Consider the following 4,542-nt stretch of genomic DNA (forward strand, 5'->3'; position numbering starts at 1 on the left):
CGCGGTAGTACTCGAAGACCAGGCCCACGGCGCTCATGAGAACCGCGGCGACACCGATGATGAACAGCCACCAGCCGAACACCAGGCCGAGGGTCACCGCGGCGGCCGACAGCGCCAGGAAGAGCGGCCACCAGCTGTGCGGGCTGAAGAAACCCAGCTCGCCGGCGGCATCGGCGATCTCACCCTCGCGGTCGTCCTCCGGCAGGGGACCCGCGTTGGCCTTCTCCAGCCGCCGGATCGTGAAGTGGATGTAGAACCCGACCAGGCCGGCCAGTCCGACCGCCAGCGCCATCGCCGTCGTGCCGGTCCAGTCGCCCGACCAGAGCCAGTAGACGACGTCGGCGGCGAGGAAGAACACCGCGCAGCCGTAGAACATGTACGCCTGAACGCGCATGCTTATCCCTCCGCCCCGGCGGGCAGCTCAGCCTTGCCCGCGTCGTGTGGGTGGTGCAGGTCGAACGCGGGCCGCGGGGAGCGGATCCGCGGGATCGAGGTGAAGTTGTGCCGCGGCGGCGGGCACGACGTCGCCCATTCCAGCGAGCCTCCGTAGCCCCATGGGTCGTCGACGGTGACCTTCTCGCCCTTCTTCGCCGTGATGTAGACGTTGTAGAAGAACGGCAGCATCGAGACGCCCAGCAGGAAGGCCCCGACCGTCGAGACCATGTTGAGGCCGGTGAACTCCTCGGCATAGTTCGCGTACCGGCGCGGCATGCCCTCGGCGCCCAGCCAGTGCTGCACCAGGAAGGTGGTGTGGAAGCCGACGAAGAGCACCCAGAAGTGCACCTTGCCGAGCCTGTCGTTCAGCATCTTCCCGGTCATCTTCGGCCACCAGAAGTAGAAGCCCGCGAACATCGCGAACACCACGGTGCCGAACAGCACGTAGTGGAAGTGCGCCACCACGAAGTAGGAGTCGCTGACCGGGAAGTTCAGCGGGGGCGAGGCCAGGATGACACCGGTCAGGCCACCGAACAGGAACGTCACCAGGAAGCCGAGAGAGAACAGCATCGGCGACTCGAACGTCAGTTGCCCTCGCCATATCGTGCCGACCCAGTTGAAGAACTTCACTCCGGTGGGCACCGCGATGAGGAACGTCATGAAGGAGAAGAACGGCAGCAGCACCTGGCCGGTCGGGAACATGTGGTGCGCCCACACGGTGATCGACAGACCGGCGATGGCGATCGTCGCGCCGACCAGGCCGATGTAACCGAAGATCGGCTTGCGGCTGAACACCGGCAGGATCTCGGTCACGATGCCGAAGAACGGCAACGCGACGATATAGACCTCCGGATGGCCGAAGAACCAGAACAGGTGCTGCCAGAGGAGGGCGCCTCCGTGCGCGGCGTCGAAGATGTGCGCGCCGAACTTGCGGTCGGCCTCGAGCGCGAGGAGCGCGGCGGCCAGCACGGGGAACGCCATCAGGACGAGCACGCTGGTGAGCAGGATGTTCCAGGTGAAGATCGGCATCCGGAACATCGTCATGCCCGGCGCCCGCATGCAGAAGATCGTGGTGACGAAGTTGACGCCACCCATGATCGTGCCGAAGCCGGAGAGGGTGAGCCCGAGGATCCACAGGTCCCCGCCGATGCCGGGTGAGCGGACCGCGTCCGACAGCGGCGCGTAGGCGAACCAGCCGAAGCTCGCGGCGCCGCCCGGGGTGAGGAACCCGCTGAGCACGATGAGGCTGCCGAACAGGAAGAACCAGAACGCCAGCATGTTCATGCGCGGGAACGCGACGTCGGGCGAGCCGATCTGCAGCGGCATGATCACGTTGGCGAAACCCGCGAACAGCGGGGTCGCGAACATCAGCAGCATGATCGTGCCGTGCATGGTGAACAGCTGGTTGAACTGCTCGTTGCTCGTTACCTGCAGGCCCGGCTCCCAGAGCTCGGCCCGCATGATCAGCGCCATGACGCCGCCGATCAGGAAGAACACGAACGAGGTGATCAGGTACAGGTAACCGATCACCTTGTGGTCCGTGGACGACATCCAGGACACGACGAGGCGTCCCTTGCTCATCCGCGGCACAGCCGCCGGCGCGACCGTGGGGTGCGTGGTCGCGGTCACTGAGTGCCCCCCGCTGCCTTCTTGGAGTTGATGAACTGCTGGAACTCGGCGGGCGTCACGACCTTCAGCTGGAACAGCATCCGGCTGTGGTCGACACCGCACAGTTCAGCGCACCGGCCCTCGTAGGTGCCCGTCTTGGTCAGCTTGACCTCGAACCGGTTGTTGTACCCGGGCATGACGTCCTTCTTGTAGAGGAGCGCCGGCACCCAGAACGAATGGATGACATCGCGTGCGTGCAGGTTGAACCGCACCGTCTCACCCGTCGGAACGACGAGGACTGGCTTGTTGCCCGGATTGTCGTCGGGGGCCGCAGGCGAGCCGATGATGCTGACGTTGTGCTGTGGGTAGTCGAACTGCCAGCTCCACTGGAACGCCGTGACGTCGACGACCACGGCGGGGTTCTTGGTCGTCTTCTCGAGGTACGTCTCGTCCCTCGCGGTGAAATAGAAGAGCACCGCAATGATCACAAAGGGCACGGCCGTATAGAGCATCTCGATGGGCAGGTTGTAGCGCACCTGCGGCGGCAACTCATCCGAGCGCTTGCGGTGGAACAGCACCGCCCAAATGATCAGGCCCCAGACGAGCGCGCCCGTCACCAGGGCCGCCACCCACGAGCCCTGCCACAGCGTCAGGACTCGCTCGCCCTGCTCGCTGATCGGCTCTGGCATGCCCAGGCGGGCCGCCTCACCGCTGCACGCGGTGGCGGTCATCGCAACCAGTGCCAGCGCTCCGGCGCTGGTCAACGCGCGTCGCCCTCGCGCGGGCGCACGCCGCTTCCCGGTGGGACGCCGAGCAACTCCGGTCGCAGGGCGTGGCTCGGATGCCACGCGCGAACGGAACCGGCTGCTCAGGGCCCACCAATAGCGGGTCGGACTCACAGAATGCCTTCCCCACAGACGAAAGCCCGGCACCCCGGGCGGTCAGGTCACTTCTCCTACATGTGCAGCACAGGTTAGCGCGCAGGTCTGAGTAGTACCGTCCGGGGTCCCGTTAGGCTCGTGTCGTGCCCTTTTTCGACGCGGCGTCGACCGAGCCGCTGCACCCCGCGGCCCGTGCGGAGCTCTTGGAGGCGCTCGACGCGGGATGGGCCGACCCGGCCCGCCTGTACGGGCCCGGCCGGCAGTCCAGGATGCTCCTCGATCGCGCCCGGGCCCGGATCGCGGCGGTCCTCGGTGCCCGTCCGGACGAGGTGTTCTTCACCTCCTCCGGCACCCAGGCCGTCCATCTGGCCATGCTGGGCGCCCTGCGGGCCCGGCGCCGGGCCGGCCGGCACCTGGTGGTCAGCGCGGTGGAGCACTCCAGCGTCCTGCACACGGCCGCGACGCACGAACGCGACGGCGGCGAGGTCAGCACGGTCGGAGTCGACCGCACCGGCCGGGTCGATCCCGCCGCGTTCGCCGCGGCGCTGCGGCCCGACACGGCGCTGGCCTGCCTGCAGTCGGCCAATCACGAGGTAGGCACGGTGCAGCCGGTCGCCGAGATCGCCGAGATCTGCCGGGCCGCCGAGGTGCCGCTGTTCGTCGACGCGGCCCAGTCGGCCGGTCGCGCGGACATCCCCGAGGGCTGGTCGCTGCTCGCGGCGAGCGCCCACAAATGGGGCGGGCCGGCCGGCGTCGGCGTACTGGTGATCCGCAAGCACACGCGCTGGCGCTCCCCGCTGCCCGAGGACGAGCGTGAGGGACGGCACGTCCCCGGATTCGAGAACGTCCCCGCCGCCGTGGCGGCCGCCGCGGCGCTCGAGGCCTGCCGGCGAGAGCGGGCGACCGACGGGCCGCGGCTCTCCGCCCTGATCGAGCGGATCCGAGAGCGCGTGCCCCGGCTCGTTCCCGATGTCGACATCGTCGGCGACCCCGTGCGGCGACTCCCGCACCTGGTCACGTTCTCCTGCCTCTACGTCGAGGGTGAGGCATTGATCACCGAACTCGACCGGCGAGGTTTCGCGGTGTCCTCCGGTAGCTCCTGTACGGCGGATACGCTGCGTCCTAGCCACGTTTTGGAGGCGATGGGAGTGATTACCCACGGGAACGTCCGGGTATCGCTGCCGCGGGGAACAAAATCCACCGACGTGGACGAGTTCCTTTCGGTGCTTCCCGCTGCCATCATTCGCCTACGCCGTGCCGCCGGAGTGATCTCATGAGCTTCAGACGCCGTACGCGTAGCGCGCAGACGCCCGCGACGCCCCCGCCCCCCGTCCCCGCCGGACCGGCGCCGATCCTCATCATCGACGCGCTCGGGCGCAAGTGCCCGATCCCGATCATCCTGCTGGCCGAGCGGATCAGGGAAGTGCCCATCGGCGAGATCGTCGCCGTCAAGGCCGACGACGTGGCGGCACGCACCGACGTCCCCGCCTGGTGCCGCATGAAGTCCCAGGACTTCGTCCGCGAGGAGATCCTCCCCCGAGGCTGGGCCTTCCACATCCGCCGCACGTACTGAATGGCACTCGCTCCGCTCGCGCGGCTCGCGGGCGTTTGACGCGCC

Annotated in this window: 5 protein-coding genes; 2 read left to right on the forward strand and 3 right to left on the reverse strand. The window is 67.9% G+C overall.

Going from position 1 to position 4,542, the window contains the following annotated elements; translation table 11 throughout:
- The 3 genes from HKK72_RS36275 to coxB all read right to left on the reverse strand — a co-directional run.
- Nucleotides 1-394: cytochrome c oxidase subunit 4 (locus tag HKK72_RS36275; RefSeq protein WP_187238917.1), on the reverse strand; the 394-nt coding region annotated here is incomplete at its 3' end.
- Nucleotides 395-396: 2 nt separating this feature from the next.
- Entirely contained in the window at nucleotides 397-2,016 is a 1,620-nt protein-coding gene (ctaD, locus tag HKK72_RS36280) for a cytochrome c oxidase subunit I (protein ID WP_187238918.1), read from the reverse strand.
- Nucleotides 2,017-2,060: 44 nt separating this feature from the next.
- On the reverse strand, nucleotides 2,061-2,807 hold the full coding sequence (coxB, locus tag HKK72_RS36285) for a cytochrome c oxidase subunit II (protein ID WP_261987542.1): 747 nt from the start codon (nucleotides 2,805-2,807) through the stop codon (nucleotides 2,061-2,063).
- Between the two features lie 260 nt (nucleotides 2,808-3,067).
- Between coxB and HKK72_RS36290 the strand changes: the two genes are divergently transcribed.
- Both HKK72_RS36290 and HKK72_RS36295 read left to right on the forward strand, forming a co-directional pair.
- On the forward strand, nucleotides 3,068-4,201 hold the full coding sequence (locus tag HKK72_RS36290) for a cysteine desulfurase family protein (protein WP_187238919.1): 1,134 nt from the start codon (nucleotides 3,068-3,070) through the stop codon (nucleotides 4,199-4,201).
- Nucleotides 4,198-4,497 (forward strand): sulfurtransferase TusA family protein, encoded by a 300-nt coding sequence (locus HKK72_RS36295; protein WP_187238920.1) that lies wholly within the window; start codon nucleotides 4,198-4,200, stop codon nucleotides 4,495-4,497. The genes HKK72_RS36290 and HKK72_RS36295 overlap by 4 nt, the downstream gene beginning before the upstream one ends.
- The last annotated feature ends 45 nt before the right edge of the window (nucleotides 4,498-4,542 follow it).

It is taken from the genome of Actinomadura sp. HBU206391 (assembly GCF_014323665.1).
Classification (GTDB): domain Bacteria; phylum Actinomycetota; class Actinomycetes; order Streptosporangiales; family Streptosporangiaceae; genus Actinomadura_C.

Coding starts and splice junctions, on each gene's coding strand:
- HKK72_RS36295 (WP_187238920.1), top strand. CDS start 4,198: ATGAGCTTCAGACGCCGTACGCGTAGCGCGCAGACGCCCGCGACGCCC.
- ctaD (WP_187238918.1), bottom strand. CDS start 2,016: ATGAGCAAGGGACGCCTCGTCGTGTCCTGGATGTCGTCCACGGACCAC.